At 42.4% G+C, this 15,324-nt stretch carries 16 protein-coding genes; 12 read left to right on the forward strand and 4 right to left on the reverse strand.

The annotated features are described in order from the left end of the window. Positions 1 to 103: 103 nt before the first annotated feature. On the reverse strand, positions 104 to 2,722 hold the full coding sequence (clpB, locus tag LC608_RS14575) for an ATP-dependent chaperone ClpB (protein WP_229554229.1): 2,619 nt from the start codon (positions 2,720 to 2,722) through the stop codon (positions 104 to 106). 494 nt (positions 2,723 to 3,216) lie between these two features. Between clpB and LC608_RS14580 the strand changes: the two genes are divergently transcribed. The 8 genes from LC608_RS14580 to LC608_RS14615 all read left to right on the forward strand — a co-directional run bounded on the left by LC608_RS14580 (position 3,217) and on the right by LC608_RS14615 (position 8,922). Next, a complete protein-coding gene (locus LC608_RS14580; RefSeq protein ID WP_229554230.1) occupies positions 3,217 to 3,414 on the forward strand; it encodes a type II toxin-antitoxin system RelE/ParE family toxin in 198 nt (65 codons plus the stop codon). Positions 3,415 to 3,416: 2 nt separating this feature from the next. After that, the gene (locus LC608_RS14585) at positions 3,417 to 3,731 is read left to right on the forward strand and encodes a helix-turn-helix transcriptional regulator (RefSeq protein ID WP_229554231.1); all 315 of its coding nucleotides are present in this window, start codon (positions 3,417 to 3,419) and stop codon (positions 3,729 to 3,731) included. 108 nt (positions 3,732 to 3,839) lie between these two features. Continuing rightward, positions 3,840 to 4,214, forward strand: a complete 375-nt coding sequence (locus LC608_RS14590; protein ID WP_229554232.1) for a hypothetical protein — start codon at positions 3,840 to 3,842, stop codon at positions 4,212 to 4,214. A 66-nt stretch (positions 4,215 to 4,280) separates the two neighbouring features. Further along, positions 4,281 to 4,535 (forward strand): TIGR02450 family Trp-rich protein, encoded by a 255-nt coding sequence (locus LC608_RS14595; RefSeq protein WP_229554233.1) that lies wholly within the window; start codon positions 4,281 to 4,283, stop codon positions 4,533 to 4,535. 674 nt (positions 4,536 to 5,209) lie between these two features. Then, positions 5,210 to 6,076 (forward strand): ferredoxin:protochlorophyllide reductase (ATP-dependent) iron-sulfur ATP-binding protein, encoded by an 867-nt coding sequence (gene bchL, locus LC608_RS14600; RefSeq protein ID WP_229554234.1) that lies wholly within the window; start codon positions 5,210 to 5,212, stop codon positions 6,074 to 6,076. Positions 6,077 to 6,108: 32 nt separating this feature from the next. Further along, positions 6,109 to 6,894, forward strand: coding sequence for a DUF5331 domain-containing protein (locus LC608_RS14605; RefSeq protein ID WP_229554235.1), 786 nt, complete (start codon positions 6,109 to 6,111; stop codon positions 6,892 to 6,894). Positions 6,895 to 7,069: 175 nt separating this feature from the next. After that, positions 7,070 to 8,473, forward strand: coding sequence for a ferredoxin:protochlorophyllide reductase (ATP-dependent) subunit N (locus tag LC608_RS14610; RefSeq protein WP_229554236.1), 1,404 nt, complete (start codon positions 7,070 to 7,072; stop codon positions 8,471 to 8,473). A gap of 212 nt (positions 8,474 to 8,685) precedes the next feature. Continuing rightward, a complete protein-coding gene (locus LC608_RS14615) occupies positions 8,686 to 8,922 on the forward strand; it encodes an AbrB/MazE/SpoVT family DNA-binding domain-containing protein (protein ID WP_374108402.1) in 237 nt (78 codons plus the stop codon). A gap of 157 nt (positions 8,923 to 9,079) precedes the next feature. On the opposite strand, the gene LC608_RS14620 is transcribed toward LC608_RS14615, so the two are convergent. From LC608_RS14620 to LC608_RS14630, 3 genes are all read right to left on the reverse strand, one after another. After that, positions 9,080 to 9,412: a XisI protein gene (locus LC608_RS14620; protein ID WP_229554237.1), complete on the reverse strand. Its 333-nt coding sequence runs from the start codon at positions 9,410 to 9,412 to the stop codon at positions 9,080 to 9,082. Then, complete coding sequence (locus LC608_RS14625; protein ID WP_229554238.1) at positions 9,400 to 9,816, reverse strand: XisH family protein; 417 nt, start codon at positions 9,814 to 9,816, stop codon at positions 9,400 to 9,402. The genes LC608_RS14620 and LC608_RS14625 overlap by 13 nt, the downstream gene beginning before the upstream one ends. 160 nt (positions 9,817 to 9,976) lie before the next feature. Further along, positions 9,977 to 10,858 carry a LysR family transcriptional regulator gene (locus LC608_RS14630; protein ID WP_229554239.1) on the reverse strand — a complete coding sequence of 294 codons (882 nt, stop codon included), beginning with the start codon at positions 10,856 to 10,858 and terminating at the stop codon, positions 9,977 to 9,979. A gap of 67 nt (positions 10,859 to 10,925) precedes the next feature. Between LC608_RS14630 and LC608_RS14635 the strand changes: the two genes are divergently transcribed. From LC608_RS14635 to LC608_RS14650, 4 genes are all read left to right on the forward strand, one after another. Continuing rightward, positions 10,926 to 11,756 carry a methyltransferase domain-containing protein gene (locus LC608_RS14635; protein ID WP_229554240.1) on the forward strand — a complete coding sequence of 277 codons (831 nt, stop codon included), beginning with the start codon at positions 10,926 to 10,928 and terminating at the stop codon, positions 11,754 to 11,756. A gap of 462 nt (positions 11,757 to 12,218) precedes the next feature. Next, complete coding sequence (locus LC608_RS14640) at positions 12,219 to 12,776, forward strand: hypothetical protein (RefSeq protein ID WP_229554241.1); 558 nt, start codon at positions 12,219 to 12,221, stop codon at positions 12,774 to 12,776. Between the two features lie 79 nt (positions 12,777 to 12,855). After that, a complete protein-coding gene (locus tag LC608_RS14645; RefSeq protein ID WP_229554242.1) occupies positions 12,856 to 13,500 on the forward strand; it encodes a DUF3318 domain-containing protein in 645 nt (214 codons plus the stop codon). 567 nt (positions 13,501 to 14,067) lie between these two features. Then, positions 14,068 to 15,321, forward strand: coding sequence for an NAD(P)/FAD-dependent oxidoreductase (locus LC608_RS14650; protein ID WP_229554243.1), 1,254 nt, complete (start codon positions 14,068 to 14,070; stop codon positions 15,319 to 15,321). Positions 15,322 to 15,324: the final 3 nt, after the last annotated feature.

Raw genomic sequence — 15,324 nt, forward strand, 5'->3', positions numbered from 1 at the left:
CCTACCTCCCCCTGCTCCCTGCTCCCTGCTCCCTGCTCCCTGCTCCCTGCTCCCTGCTCCCTGCTCCCTGCTCCCTGCTCCCTGCTCCCTGCCTCTTTTTGAATTAGCTGGTAAATACCTCAGCAGGTAAGCGACTAAAAGAAAGACGCTCATTTTGCACATCTACAAAAATGGTGTTGCCATTGGTAAATTCACCGCGCAAGATGGCTTTAGCAATTTGAGTTTCTAACTCTCGCTGAATCGCCCGCTTCAGTGGACGTGCGCCATAAACTGGGTCATACCCTACTTCTGCTAAAAAGTCAAGTGCAACATCCGAGAGCTTAAGAGATATTTTGCGATCGCTCAATCTTTGCCGCAATCTTTCTACTTGCAATAGCACAATATGCCGCAATTCCTTCTTATCTAAACCGTGGAAGATGATGATTTCGTCAATCCGGTTGAGGAACTCTGGACGGAAGCTATTCCGCATCGCTTCCATCACCCGACGGCGCATTTCGTCGTAGTGGGCATTATCCCCGGCGACATCAAGAATGTACTGCGAACCGATGTTGCTGGTCATGATGATAATAGCGTTCTTGAAGTCTACTTTATGACCTTGGGCATCAGTGACGCGACCATCATCAAGAATTTGCAAGAAGATATTAAATACATCGGGGTGTGCTTTTTCGATTTCGTCGAAAAGAATCACTGAATAAGGACGGCGACGAATCGCTTCTGTAAGTTGTCCGCCTTCTTCGTAACCCACGTATCCTGGAGGCGCACCGATCAAACGCGAGACGGCGTGTTTCTCCATATACTCCGACATATCGATTCGCACTAGCGCATCTTCGCTATCGAACATATACGCCGCCAGCGCTTTCGCCAACTCGGTTTTACCCACACCCGTAGGTCCAAGGAAAATAAAGCTAGCAATGGGACGATTGGGATCAGCCAATCCAGCCCGCGATCGCTGAATTGCATCCGCTACAGCTGTGACTGCTTCTTCTTGTCCAACTACGCGGCGGTGCAGTTCATCTTCTAAATGCAGCAGTTTTTCTTTCTCAGATTCCACTAACTTGCTGATGGGAATTCCTGTCCATTTAGAAATAATTTCCGCAATATCAGCTTCTGTGACTTCTTCTCGTAATAGTGATTTACCACTTCTTTGAGCATTTGCCAATTCAGATTCTACTGTTTCCAATTGACGATGCAAACTGGTTAAATTGCCGTATTTCAACTCCGCAGCGCGGTTAAGGTCGTAGTCGCGTTCTGCTTGCTGAATCTCTAAGTTGACCCGTTCAATCTCTTTTTTCACAGACTGAATTTTATCAATGATATCTTTTTCAGACTGCCATTGACTATTCAAGGTTCTTTGTTCTTCTTTGAGATCGGCAATTTCTTTTTCCAATTTTTCTAGACGTTCACGAGAAGCTGCATCACTTTCTTTTTTGAGCGATAGCTTCTCCATTTCCAATTGCAGAATCTTACGATCAATTTCGTCGAGTTCTTCTGGCTTGGAGGTAATCTCCATTTTTAATCTAGCTGCGGCTTCATCCACTAAGTCAATGGCTTTATCAGGAAGGAAGCGATCGCTAATATAACGACTCGACAATACGGCTGCTGCAACTAAAGCACTATCAGAAATTTTCACCCCGTGGTGGTTTTCATAACGTTCTCTCAAACCGCGCAAAATCGAAATGCTATCTTCTACACTAGGCTGATCGACATAAACCTGCTGGAAGCGCCTTTCGAGTGCGGCATCTTTTTCGATATGTTTGCGGTATTCATCTAAAGTTGTCGCCCCAATACAGCGCAATTCGCCCCGCGCCAACATCGGTTTTAATAAGTTACCAGCATCCATCGCGCCTTGGGTTGCACCAGCGCCGACAACGGTGTGAATTTCATCAATAAATAAAACTATATTGCCGCCAGATTCAGTAACTTCTTTTAATACTGCTTTCAGGCGTTCTTCAAATTCACCCCGGAATTTTGCCCCTGCAATCAAAGCACCCATATCTAAAGAAATCAGCTTGCGGTCTTTCAGGGATTGGGGTACATCACCTGCGATAATGCGCTGTGCTAATCCTTCGGCGATCGCAGTTTTACCAACACCTGGTTCACCAATTAGCACAGGATTATTCTTAGTACGGCGAGAGAGAATTTGCACAGTTCGACGAATCTCATCATCTCGCCCAATCACTGGATCGAGTTGACCTTTACGTGCAGCTTCTGTAAGGTCACGCCCGTACTTTTCCAGTGCTTCGTATTTGCCTTCTGGATTTTGATCGGTCACTTTTTGGCTCCCCCGAATTTGTTTAATAATATTTTTGAGTTTGCCTTCGTCTAAACCAAACTCTTGGAATAAAGCTTTGCCAAAGCGGTCATCTTTAGCGTAAGCCAACAATAAGTGTTCAATTGAAATATATTCGTCTTGAAAGTCTTTACGATATCCGTCTGCTCTATCTAGAAGTGTATCTAAGCTGCGTCCTAAGTAGACAGAACTGCTAGTACCGGATACTTTTGGCTGACGTTGGAAAAATTGTTCAGTGCGATCACGCAGTTTTTGAAGATTAACACCCGCTTTAGTGAGAATCCCAGTTGCTAGACCATCTTGTTCTAGCAGCGCTTTCATCAGGTGTTCACTTTCAATTTGCTGTTGTTGATATTGTTTAACAATATCCGGGGTATGGGCGATCGCTTCCCAGGCTTTTTCTGTAAATTGGTTAGGATTAGTAGGTTGCATAGGCTTTTTCAGGAACGTAAAGGCGCAGTGGCTTGTTGCAGGCTACCACCAGAACACCAAGTAAATAAAATTTCTGTTCTCAATAGATATTGTATGAACAGCAGAGCGATCGCCTAGATCGGTGTTCACGTCTTGTAAAAGTCGTATTTTCCCGTAGTTGCTATTTCCTATTAGTTCAGGGGCTTGGTATTACTCACAACGATGGTTGACACGCCCAGCGATCGCAGCGTAATACCGATTCACCAACTCTCTTGCTGTATCAGACCCAACCTTTAAACTCACCGGAGGCGATCGTTAAGCTACTGACGACAACTATAATATATCAGATATGGTATAAAAATTGGCATGGATAACGACGATAAACCTCTGGTTTGGCTAGGCTACGCGGCGAGGTTAAAACTCCACCTTTTAGTCAGGAAGCTCGTGTTGAAGTAGGTTTTCTGTTGAGGTGCTTGCAGCAACGTGAGAACCTAGAATTGCCTCACTAGCGACCAATGCCAAGTATTGGAGCGCATTGCCATGAGTTACGCATTCGAGACGTAGACAAAAATTGGAGAATTATTTATTCAATTGACAACGATGCCATTTTAATTGTCGAAGTGTTCAATAAAACTAAGCGAACAACACCTGAGCAAGTTATTGAAAATTGTAAAAACCGATTGAGTAAATACGATACAGATACACAGTATTAGTCATGGATCAACTTAAAAAGGAACGTCTAGAAGCAAGGGGTTGGAAGGTTGGCACAGTTTCAGAATTTTTGGAATTAACGCCAGAAGAAAATGCTCTGATTGGAATCAAACTAGCACTCAGCCGGAGTTTAAAAGCACGACGACAAAAAGTAATGACACAAGTTGAATTAGCCCAGAAAATTCACTCAAGTCAACCGCGTGTTGCTAAAGCAGAGAATGGTGATGCATCAGTTTCAATTGAACTGTTGATACGTGCGATGCTGGCAACAGGTGCGACCCTTCAAGAAATTGGCAAGCTTATTGCCGAAGCTGGCTGAACCTCAGCATAAATCTAAATATGTACACCAAGCATGACGTATTAAAGTTCTTCTACCTTGCCGCCACACAGAGTTACCATAATCCCAGTCGCCTAGTGGATGCTGAAAATGATTGACCCCTACGACTTTGAAGATGATGACTTTGATTTTGAGGATGAGGATTTCTTGAAAATAAAACCCATCAGCCAAATGACTGAAGGGGAAAAGCTACAGCGATTTAAGCGGTTCTTCGACAGCAGCAGCCGTGCCATGTTGCAAGACTGTCTATTTCGCATCATCAATTACGAAGATGGTACTGGGACGTTAGAGATTCTTTGCCCTAATGAAGTCGTAAGACAACGCCTTTCCAAGAAAAAGCGCAAAATTATCAACAACATCAACACCTGCTGGAGCCATATCAGATGGTTTTCGCTATGCGTCCAGCAAGATAATGAGTTGCATTGCCAGAAGTTTACCCGTAATGGTGATTTAGTGACATCTTAAAAGAGGGGGGGTGAGGAAATGAGGGAGCAGGAGGAGTAGGCGAAGAATAACAATGACAAATGACAAATGACTAAAAAACAAAAATTTCCTTACCTAGTTGGTTCTAAGTGGACGGCACAGCAAAAAGTTGATGGCTGGCGGCACTTCCAAGTTGTTAATCGTAAGAATCAGGCTAAGTGGGTTTACGCCGAAATGGTTGCTGCTTGCGATCCGAAAGTCCGTTTTTGGATAAATGCCAAATTATTACAAGATAACTCCCAGTGGCAAGCTGGCTGGCAAACATTAGAAGAAATCCACGGACTTGAAACTGAGGTGTCCTGATTACCTTAAATAGCTAGACTGAAATAAATTTTAGGACTTACGCATACCCTAAAATTCTTCTTTTAGCCCACGGAGGTGGGCTTTGCTTTGTGTAGCCGCGAATTCTATTCGCCGTGGCTCTTGGGAAATATTTAGCAAATTAATAATTTTTTACAAAACCACAGTAACTTACTCTCAAGCAGCAATTAAATGGTTGTGACTACCGACTGAAAACTGGCAATTTATCTGCGATACCTTAGGTGAGTTACGCTAACGCAAATTTCAGTAATATTTCAAGCATAAGGCTGCATATACTTCTCTTTACCCTAGCCCCAGCGCCCCAATGCCTTGAAAACACGTTGTCCGACCATCAGGTAATTTTATTAAAAGCATTCAAAAAAGCCAATTTCAGCTTTTTGTTTTTTGTAACTATTTTTATAAAAATAAGTAATAAAAACTGTTTTTTTATGGTTTTTAGAGCTAATAAAGCCTTTAAGCCTTATAAAACCACAAATAAATGTAATTGTGATTTAATTCATCACATAAGACCGTTTTCCAAATTAAGAGCCACTTTCTTTTCTAGGTAATTTGCCCAATAATGACATTCACAGACCTCACGCATCGCCATCTCAGGAAAGGTGAAGGCAAATGTTTGAGCCACAAGTTTGACAAGAAGCTATAAGAGGCAAATAAAAGTGAAACTAGCAGTCTACGGAAAAGGTGGTATCGGTAAATCCACAACTAGCTGTAACATATCAGTCGCCCTAGCTAAACGTGGCAAGAAAGTGCTGCAAATTGGTTGCGACCCCAAACATGACAGTACCTTTACCCTGACTGGGTTTTTGATTCCGACAATTATCGACACCCTCCAAGAAAAGGACTATCACTACGAAGATGTTTGGCCTGAAGATGTAATTTATAAAGGCTACGGCGGTGTGGATTGCGTAGAAGCTGGTGGCCCCCCTGCGGGTGCTGGGTGCGGTGGATACGTAGTCGGCGAAACCGTAAAATTACTTAAGGAACTCAACGCCTTTGATGAATACGATGTAATTCTTTTTGACGTTCTGGGTGACGTAGTTTGCGGTGGTTTTGCAGCACCACTCAACTATGCTGATTACTGCCTGATCGTTACAGACAACGGCTTTGATGCTTTGTTTGCAGCAAATCGGATTGCGGCTTCAGTCCGTGAAAAAGCACGAACTCACCCACTGCGTCTAGCTGGGTTAATTGGCAACCGCACCTCCAAGCGCGACTTGATTGAAAAATATATAGAAGCAGTGCCAATGCCAGTTCTAGAAGTTTTACCTTTAATTGAAGATATCCGTGTTTCCCGCGTGAAAGGTAAAACTTTGTTTGAGATGGCAGAGCAAGATCCTTCCCTAAACTACGTTTGCGACTACTATCTCAACATCGCCGACCAAATTCTGGCACGTCCAGAAGGTGTTGTGCCTAATGACACACCAGATCGTGAGTTGTTCTCTTTGTTATCCGATTTTTATCTAAATCCGGGTAAACCCCAGGTTCCTAATTCAGAAGAGGAACTAGACTTGATGATTGTATAAATCACCAAGTTCTCAGGATGGGGGACAATAACATGGCATTCTTTCACAGCTTTACAGGCTCATTAAAACAAAAGTGGTTGCAATTTTTCCAGAACAATCGGGACTGGATCACGTTGCACATGCAAGTAGAATCGGTGTACACACCTGATGGCGGGAAGCGACCACCTTCTTACCTCATCCTGGGAGTTGTTAACGCCCTAGAGCCAAAACTAGCGCAGTTAATGTTGCCCTTTGCCAAACTCAATCCTGATGCTGATACCCTGATTGAAGTGCTGGATTTGCATTTTGACCCAGATTTCGCTCTTGGTAATCGCTTCGTTAACCCAGAAGTAGAGAGATTCGTAGAAGAAGCAGCAGCTGTCATTGACGAAAAGCCTGAAGATGAAACTTTGACACATTCTCATACAAATAGCTTTGCGGCGATGGGGGTAATTGAAGAAGTCACAATTGGGGATTTTGAGGAGCAAACCCTAGAACTCAGTGATTTAGAGGAAACCGAAGATGCCTTTGGTGATATTTCCTTATCCAACAGACACGACTCAAAAGAAGAGTTTCTCGAAACCTCTACTTTAGAAGCAGATGAGTTTGGCGACATGGGCTTCGGTACAACAGGTGCAATGGAAATCAAGCTCGATGAAGACGAGGCGCTTGAAGATATTCCACTAGATGAGAATGCGTTTAAAGACGTGTTGTCAGATGTCTGGAGTGATGAAATAGCTTTGCAAAAAGCTAAAGAAAATAACGATTTTTTGGGGGAAGAACTACCAGCAGGCGTTTTTGATGAATCAGAAATTGCCCGTCTCTTCCCCAACGCTTAATTATTGCCGTTCCTCGCAATTTAAGTTTTAGATTTGGGATTTTGGATGAGGAATTAGGGAAATTGTCGTCAGACAGAGGATACTTTTGTTGTCCCAGTCTTCAATCCAAAATTATCAATCTAAAATCTAAAATTCGTTGACATGCTATTAAATATCAAGGGGAGAAAAAACCAAAATGACTGTCGCTCAACAACCAGAAGCTTTAAGCTTTGAATGTGAAACTGGAAATTACCATACCTTTTGCCCAATTAGCTGCGTCGCGTGGTTATACCAAAAAATTGAAGATAGCTTCTTTTTGGTAATTGGGACAAAAACTTGTGGCTACTTCCTGCAAAATGCGATGGGGGTGATGATTTTTGCTGAACCCCGTTATGCAATGGCAGAGTTGGAAGAGGGCGATATTTCGGCACAACTGAGTGATTATGAAGAGTTAAAGCGGTTGTGCTTGCAGATTAAACGCGATCGCAATCCTAGTGTAATTGTTTGGATTGGCACTTGCACCACGGAAATTATCAAAACAGATTTGGAAGGTTTAGCACCGAAGCTGGAATCTGAAATTGGGATTCCCATCGTTGTAGCACGGGCAAATGGTCTAGATTACGCCTTTACCCAAGGGGAAGACACCGTATTAGCTGCTATGGCTAACCGTTGCCCTGATAAGGCTCCGGTGGCGGAAACAGAGAAAATTGAACGTAATGCGATCGCTAAATTGCTCAACTTTGGTAAAAAGAAAGAAGATGTCGCCCAAGATGAATCTGAATACGTGGATCATCCACCACTGGTTCTCTTTGGCTCTCTTCCCGACCCCGTAGTTACTCAGTTAACCTTGGAACTGAAGAGACAAGGCATCAAAGTTTCCGGCTGGCTACCCGCAAAGCGCTTCACAGAATTGCCAGTACTGGAAGAAGGGTATTATGTCGCTGGTGTCAACCCCTTCCTCAGCCGCACAGCTACTACCTTAATGCGCCGCCGCAAGTGTAAACTCATTGGCGCACCCTTCCCCATTGGCCCCGATGGCACCCGCGCTTGGATTGAGAAAATCTGCTCGGTGTTCGGTATTACTCCCAAGGGTTTGGATGAACGGGAAGCCCAAATTTGGGCAGGTTTGGAAGATTACGTGAAACTGATTCGTGGTAAGTCTGTATTCTTCATGGGTGATAACTTGCTGGAAGTTTCCCAAGCAAGATTCTTAATCCGTTGTGGGATGACAGTTCATGAAATCGGCATTCCCTACATGGATAAGCGCTACCAAGCTGCTGAGTTGGCATTGCTGGAGAAAACTTGCCAGGAAATGAATTCACCCCTGCCAAGGATTGTGGAGAAGCCGGATAATTACAATCAACTTCAACGGATTTATGAGTTGAAACCAGATTTGGTAATTACTGGTATGGCTCATGCTAATCCATTGGAAGCACGCGGTATTAATACAAAGTGGTCTGTGGAATTCACTTTTGCTCAAATTCACGGCTTTACGAATGCGCGTGACATGTTAGAGTTGGTGACTCGTCCGTTGCGTCGGAATAATAATTTGAAAGATTTAGGTTGGGATAAGTTGGTGAGAGAAGAAGCGAAGATTTAGATTTGAGTTTGGATTGAGCAACAGCATAAGACTATGTTATGGGCGAACTTTCGGGTTCGTCCTTTTTTTTATGAACCGCAGAGGCGCAGAGAACACAGAGGAAGAGGAGAAATTGGAATAATCAAAAATGCTAAAATTTTTATATTACTCTTAATTTTTTACTTCTAAATATAATGGAAACTACAAAATTGTCTCCCCAATGAGAAGTAATTATTCCCGAATCTTTGCGGGAAGCTCATCAATGGGAAGTAGGTCAAGAATTTATTATTATTGATATGGGTGATGGAATTATTTTAAAGCCTAAGAAACCTTTTCTAGAAATTAAATTAGATGATGTAGCAGGCTGTTTAAAATATCAGGGAAAACCTAAAACTATTGAGGATAGGGATAATGCAATTAGCCAAGGTCTAGAGGACAACATTTACAATAGTGTTGGGTTTAATCCTTAGATACAATACCTATAATTTTTGGTACTACCCAGCAAATGCCTGTGCTTTACTCAATATTCCCAATTTGAGTTCTATTCTGTCTAATAGCGATCGCTCTTTTTTAACCAAACAATATAAAGCAAAGAAAGAGAGCGATCGCTATTTTTAATAAATTCAATTAACTAACAGCAAAATCTGTATATTTACGCACACATGGTAACTGAAAACCTAAAACAATATCCTCTTTTGGTACACCTAATTCAACCAATTCATTAGCAATTCCTACCTCTGTTCCATCTTGCTGAATCCAGATTTTATCGTTAATAATATCTAGATGAAGAACAGGCCCATATATGCGGTCTTGCTCGCGCCAACCTACATAAACTAATTGATAATGATCGTGTTCTGTATCATAAATTGCCTGTGCTTGAATGCGATTATCCCAAACAATACTAGCGTGTTGTTGAAGTAAATTCTTAATATATTGTCGATATTCGTCTAGCTTTGCCATTGGTCTATTGCCTCCTGTTCAATATTATAAATTAGTAAACAGAGTTGATTAGTTTGAATGACAGATTGAATAAATGGAAGAATAAAAAAATCATTGTAAACAGTACTAGGAACCGCTAAATATAAAGTACGATTAGCTTCTTGTTTTTGTAAAGCAATTCGGTAAATGATAAATTGTCCTAATGCAGCATAAAGTTCTGTGATTTTTGACGGATTTAGAAAACTTTTAATTTCAACAGCTATTTTTTGTCCTTGTTTTTCGGCTGCAATAACTTTTTCTGCTCCTAAATCAACATATAGCTCAAGTGTTCCCGCCTGGAGAGCATAAGGATCGTGAGTGATTAACCACCCTTCTTTCTCAAGTGCTGTTTTGACAATTGTATGAAAAGCATCTTTAGCAGACACGGGTTTAATTCCAATTTATGGCGGTGCTTGATTTAAGATTTTCCATTTCAATAATACATTGACAACCTAGCAATTTTTTTTTACGAAATAATATAGATTGGCAAAAATAAAGCTAACTCTTGTTCGCATAGCGTCTTTGCAAGCAGAAAGTCGTCATCTCTTAAAAGACACTCATGACAACTTGCAGAAATTCCTTTAGTACAGGTGTCATATCTTCTTCCCGCCACACTATAGCCGTTTCTACCAATGGTGTTTTCTCCTCTACAGGACGATAAACTACACCAGCCCTTTGAAGATTTTGCAATGAAGACGGTGCGATCGCAATTCCCATTCCGGCTGAAACCAACCCGATAATTGTCTGCATCTGAATCGCTTCTTGAGTCACTTTCGGGCTGAAATTTCCTTGCTGGCAAAGACTTACGATTTGGTCGTAAAGTCCAGGCCCCAAATGGCGAGGGAACATGATAAAGTTTTCGTTTACTAGCGATCGCACTGAAATCTTTTCTTGTTCAGCTAAGGGATGAGTTTCTAACATAGCCACAATTAAAGCTTCTCGCTGAATGCACTCTTGATTGAGTGTGTTGTCTTCTAATGGTGGATGGGCAAAGCCTACATGGATGCGACGTTCTTGTAGCGCTTGCTCTTGTTGAGTTGTGGTTAATTCCTGCAAAATCAACTCTACTTCTGGAAACTGTTCTCGAAACCGTCGCAAAATTACAGGAAGCAAATCGTAAGTTACTAAACTGGTAAATCCGACTCGCAATTGTCCCTTTTCACCTCTTCCTGTTTTTTGGGTTAGCTCAATTGCCTTTTCCAATTGAGCTAAAAGTTGATAAGCTTCTTGCAAAAATACTTGTCCAGCTTCCGTTAACTGCACCTGTCGCTTGGTTTTACGGTGAAACAGTTCTACCCCTAATTGCGCCTCTAGTTGCTGAATTTGCTGGCTTAAGGGGGGTTGAGCAATGTGCAATCGCTCGGCGGCTCTAGTGAAGTGCAGTTCCTCAGCCACAGCAATAAAGTAGCGCAAATGTCGCAGTTCCATTTTTTTGATATTTTATAAGTTTCAATTTTATTTAAATATATATTGGACATCTGAAAAGTACCTGCTTATGATACTCATACAAATATTGCAGGGAATCAGAGCAATGCAGGAAAAGTATACTCCAGGCTATTCAAGTAATGCGACGAATTTCATGGCAAAACGCAGCTTAGATACTCATGGTGCGTTTTTCAAGCCTTATTTACGTCCAGGGATGAAATTGTTAGATTGCGGTTGCGGGCCTGGGACGATCGCTTTGGGTTTAGCAAAAGCGATCGCTCCTGGTACGCTTACAGGTATCGATCGCGAAGCTTCTCAAATCCAGATAGCTGCTGAGACTGCTTTTACCCAAGGTGTTAGTAATGCTAATTTTCTGGAGGCGAATATTTATGCTTTACCCTTCCCGGATAACTCATTTGATGCAATCTTTTCCCATGCACTGTTTGAGCATCTCCAAGAACCGACGCAGGCGTTACGAGAACTGTGGCGAGTTTTGAAACCGGGGGGAATTGTTGGGCTTCGTAGTCCTGACTGGGGCGGGTTTTTGATTGCGCCGTCTACACCAGAACTGGAAAAAGCATTATCTTATTACAAGTGCCTCCAGCAGCAAAATTCTGGTAATCCTTACGTAGGCAGAGAGTTACGCGCCTTGCTGCGCCAAAGTGGGTTTACTAATATCAAAGTTTCGGCTTCTTATGAATGTTATGAGCCGTTGAGTGAAGCTACAGAATATTTGGCGCTGTTCATTGAGGCTTCTGCAAAGGTGGATGGAACTGTAGAGAAAGGTTGGACTGATGAGCAATCGCTTACAGCAATGAGTCGTGCTTTACGAGAATGGAGTCAGCACCCAGATGGATTTTTTGCTGCTGCTTGGTGTGAAGTTGTGGGAGAAAAACTTTGAGCGAAACTTATACAGGTGCAAAGTTTAGTTGCCAGCCTCTGTGCTATATTTATTCGCTTTTAAATACGGTAGTTTAAGGTTTTACTTGTATTTTCAAAAGTATCAGATGCTATGTATAAAGTATCTAACCTTGGCTTCAGCTTTCAATTTTGATTTAAAATCCTGCCAGTATACTTAGTTTAGTGAGAAATCAATTCAAACTAGAAGAAAATATTAAAATTTCACTAACTGGCTAAGATTTGAAAAATAGTGATTTTTGCTTCTTTAATAATTAACAAGAGTCCTTCAGAAAATATCATTCACAGCGCCGAACGATCATCTATTTTTCCTATCTTCAATGCCCAATACCCTAATTGCATACTTCTATGCGATCGGAAGTAGCCACACCAACCTAAACAACTACCTCTAGCAGGTTAAACTAGGTCTGGTAACAGCTGCTCCACCGTTCCTTATGAGGCTTTTATGGGAGCTAACCTCAAACAGATTGCCAACTATTTAGACAACCTTGGTTGGGACTACCGTTTTGATGATGAAGAAGACCGAATTATAACAGGTGTGGAGGCTGATAACTTAGAAGATTTTCTAATAGTTGTTCAGTTGGATGAAGAGGGAAAATTTTTCCGGGTATTTGCCCCTCAAGTTCTGGCAGGAATTCAAGACCATCCTCACAAGGGAGTTATCCTACAGACAATGCTTGCCATTTCCTGGGAAACCAAAATGTTGCAATGGGAATATGACCCATCTGATGGCGAAATTCGTGCCATTATTGAGTTTCCTTTAGAAGACTCGATTCTTACAGAAAAACAATTTCACCGTTGTCTTAGTGGGTTAATCCAGATTGTGGATAGCATAGCAATACCTCGCCTGAAAGAAGTTATGGCAACAGGTTTTGATCCGGGGAATATAGAACTTGGCGAAAGACTGTTACTCAGTATCCAAGAAGAAGCCCCAGGATTGCTAGATTTGTTAGAAAAGGCAATGGAAGCGCGAAAAAAGCGAGGAAGTTTTAAGGGCGAGTGAGACGGATCATCACTTAAATAGCTATACTCCAAAGTGATACCCTCACTATATAAACTGAAATTTTCTGGGGCTGGATATTATGACATCCTATGCAACCTCCTCTGCCAAAGCGGAAATGAGTGAACTACGGCGGTTGAAAGGCTTATTACCGCCAGAATTACAGAGCTGGGTCACGGTTGAAGGCACAACTGAGGTCAATCCACCCCTGGTTCGTTGCGAAGAAATTGGTAAAGACCAGGTAGAAATTCAAATTGACTTGGTGAAATGGGATGCCCTCGCAATGGATCAGCGTAATCTGCTGTTCTGGCATGAAGTTGCTCGCGTTCAAAATGACACAATTCCTAAAGATGGTTGGGAAATGGCAGCACTAGCCATCGGTTTAGGTGGTGCTGTAGGCGAATTGTGGGTACAAGATGGATTGCTTCTGGTGTTAGCTTTGTCGCTGTGTGGCGTGTCAGGCTGGCGATTGTACCAAAAGAATAGTGGGGAAAAGCAACTGAGAGAATTGATCAATGCTGATGAGAAAGCGATCGCTTTGGCAACTCGGTTTGGTTATAGCCTCCCCAATGCCTACAAGAGTCTAGGTAGCGCCTTGAAAACCCTGATTGATAATACTCCTAGTAAGCGCCAACGGTCGAAATACGAAGCAAGGCTCTCTGCCCTCAAACGCAGTGCTAATAAGGCAAAAGCTAAATCCAAAACTCCAGACGAGGGCGTACTGTAGAAACCAGAAATTAGGTTGGGTGGATATTGCTCACTCCACACAATACCTAAATCAAGGTGAGTTCGATCAAACTCTCCCTGCTTTGAACTAAAGTTCGAGTCTGCCCCTCTCCAACTCGGAGAGGGACAGTTTTTCATATCAAAACCTTTTAGGGTTATTTGGATTGGGCTAATTAGACGGTAATCAGTAAATTGAAAAGTTTTTTATATTTTTATAACCCATACTACATCAGGATTTCAGCTAAACACCCGTTTCACCAACCCCTACGTATAAACACTAAGTTGCCAAAGATAGTTTATTATAACGACAGAATAATTTTGTAAAAAGTAAAGCTCGCTTCCCAGGTAAATTCAATTATCAAACAAGGTAGTAAACTACCCCATCTTGTCTTGTGTGCGACACGTTGCACGAAGGCTGAAGATAGCGCTTTGTCCCAGATTTCACAGCCTGTCGGAAAACTAACTAAGTTGTCCTTCCAATAAACAAGGCAATCCCCGAAACTTCGGGCTGATTAATGGACAATTCCAAAGCTGCAATGTTTAACTCCCCTATAGATAATGAAGGTTTATGACTGTTACCCCTGCTCGAATATGTATTCTGGGTGGTGGATTTGCTGGGATATACACTGCCTTGCACTTAGAGAAATTGTCTTGGAAGCGATCGCCAAAACCCCAGATTACTCTGGTAGATCAAAATGATCGCTTTCTATTTACACCATTCCTCTACGAGTTACTTACCCAAGAACTCCAGCTATGGGAAATTGCACCTCCTTATTTGAAATTGCTGCTAGGTACTAATATTCAGTTTTGTCGAGGTGTAGTAGAGCAGATTGATCTCAATAATTGCCAAGTGCAATTGCAAGATGGGCAAGTTTTGACCTATGACCGCCTTGTTTTGGCAATTGGAAGAGAAGCCTCGTTAGAAATGGTTCCTGGTGCTGCTACTCATGCTTTCTCCTTTCGCACACTAGCTGATGCAGAACGGCTTGATGAACAACTGCGATCTCTAGAAGCTTCTGACCAGCCAATTATTCGAATAGCGATCGCAGGTGGTGGCCCAAGTGGTGTAGAGTTAGCGGGCAAGCTTGCTGACCGCTTGCAGGATCGAGGTCACATACACCTCATCGAACGAGGGGAACAACTTTTAAAGTCTTTCACAACCTTTAGCCAAAGAACAGCCCATCGGGCATTAGCAGAGCGTCAAGTAAAAATAGACCTCAAAACCAACATTCAATCTATTGGTTCTGACTTCATTATCCTGGAACATCAGGGTAACATCAAAACACTCCCTATAGACTTGGTGCTTTGGACTGCTGGGACTTGCGTTAGCCGCTCATTGCAGGATCTTAATTACCAACAAAATAGTCAAGGTCAACTGTTGACTCGTCCTACACTACAACTTGTGGATCATCCGGAAGTCTTTGCTCTGGGAGATTTAGCCGATATCCGTGAGCGACGAGGAAAACAAATCCCCACCACAGCCCAAGCCGCTTATCAACAGGCAAGCTGTGCAGCTTATAACCTCCGAGCGTCTCTCACAAAGCGATCTCTGCGCTACTTTCACTATCTCCATCTGGGAGAAATGCTCACTCTGGGCACAAACACAGCGATCGTCTCTAGCCTCGGCTTCATCAATTTGAAGGGACGTTTAGCCCACATTACTCGCCGATTAGTTTATCTGCTGCTGCGAATGCCAACCCTCAAACACCGCTTTCAAGTCGGTAAGTATTGGCTAGTCAGATTATTTCATGGTATTACTAACCAAGATTTGCACAACAATTATTCAAAACTTAATAAAAGTAAAGTTAAACAACATAAGTAAAAA

It is taken from the genome of Nostoc sp. XA010 (assembly GCF_020829625.1).
Lineage (GTDB): Bacteria > Cyanobacteriota > Cyanobacteriia > Cyanobacteriales > Nostocaceae > Nostoc.